Origin of the sequence: Leisingera sp. ANG59 (assembly GCF_013317235.1) — a bacterium.
GTDB lineage: Bacteria > Pseudomonadota > Alphaproteobacteria > Rhodobacterales > Rhodobacteraceae > Leisingera.
Genome location: NZ_WLCM01000105.1, coordinates 1 through 1,188, shown reverse-complemented (window position 1 = coordinate 1,188; position 1,188 = coordinate 1). Strand labels below are relative to the sequence as shown.

Below are 1,188 nucleotides of genomic sequence, written 5' to 3'. Positions count from 1 at the left end.
GCCTCGGGCCGCAAGGTCAGCTGCGGATAGGTATAGGCGTCGCTGAGCGGCGTGATGACCGGCTCCACCAACTGGTTAATCAGGTTGATGATGGCGGGCAGGCGCAGGGTGTTTTGTTCCACCGCCAGTTCGCAAGCCGTCTCGACCACCTCGATCCCGTGATCCTCGGCCAGCAGAAGCAGATCGACGAACTCCCGATCCCCGCCTTTGCCGGCCATGTAGTGCTCCCTGATCCGATGCATGGCCCCAGGCAGTTGCCAGTCCACAAAGGGGGCGCCGTCGCGCAGGGCGCCGGGCGCCGGGCTTGCGATCCAGCAGCGGCACGTAGTGCCAAGGTTCAAAATAGCTGACATTGCGGGTGAAGCGACGCTTGTGCTCGGCGATGACATCCTGGCCCGACACCAGCACGATCCGGCCTGCATAGGCGCGCAGCGACACATGTTGCCCCGCGAACCGGGACGGCACGCTGTAGCGATTGCTGGCATATTGAACCAGGCAGGTGGAGCGAACGCGAACGGTCTTTTCCACGTATCCGTCAAATGCCGGTCAATCAGGCCGCTGACTCTCGGGCGGAAGAATTATCTGTTCATGGGGTCCGAAGGCGGCGGCAAGGCCGCGGCGATTGCCTACACTCTCATCGAGACAGCCCGCATGAACCGCGTCGATCCGGAAGCTTGGCTGACTTGGGTGCTAACCCACATCGCCGATCACAAGATCAACCGCATCGACGAACTTGCGCCCTGGAATTGGCAGCCAAGTTGATTGTCAACGGCGGTCACGCCGGACGGATACTCTCGACCACCTCGATCCCGTGATCCTCGGCCAGCAGAAGCAGATCGACGAACTCCCGATCCCCGCCTTTGCCGGCCATGTAGTGCTCCCTGATCCGATGCATGGCCCCAGGCAGTTGCCAGTCCACAAAGGGGGCGCCGTCGCGCAGGGCGCCGGGCTTGCGATCCAGCAGCGGCACGTAGTGCCAAGGTTCAAAATAGCTGACATTGCGGGTGAAGCGACGCTTGTGCTCGGCGATGACATCCTGGCCCGACACCAGCACGATCCGGCCTGCATAGGCGCGCAGCGACACATGTTGCCCCGCGAACCGGGACGGCACGCTGTAGCGATTGCTGGCATATTGAACCAGGCAGGTGGAGCGAACGCGAACGGTCTTTTCCACGTATCCGTCAAATG

The 1,188-nt window shown here is 62.3% G+C and carries 1 protein-coding gene and 2 pseudogenes; 1 reads left to right on the top strand and 2 read right to left on the bottom strand.

Features of this window, described 5'->3' with window-relative positions:
• Positions 1–218: hypothetical protein (locus GKC28_RS26130; protein ID WP_217434234.1), on the bottom strand; the 218-nt coding region annotated here is incomplete at its 3' end.
• Positions 219–543: 325 nt separating this feature from the next.
• On the opposite strand from GKC28_RS26130, the pseudogene GKC28_RS26125 reads away from it, so the two are divergent.
• Positions 544–762: pseudogene (locus GKC28_RS26125) on the top strand (transposase domain-containing protein); the annotation flags it as partial.
• A 13-nt stretch (positions 763–775) separates the two neighbouring features.
• On the opposite strand, the pseudogene GKC28_RS26120 reads toward GKC28_RS26125, so the two are convergent.
• Positions 776–1,188 (bottom strand): annotated as a pseudogene (locus tag GKC28_RS26120) (IS21 family transposase); the annotation flags it as partial.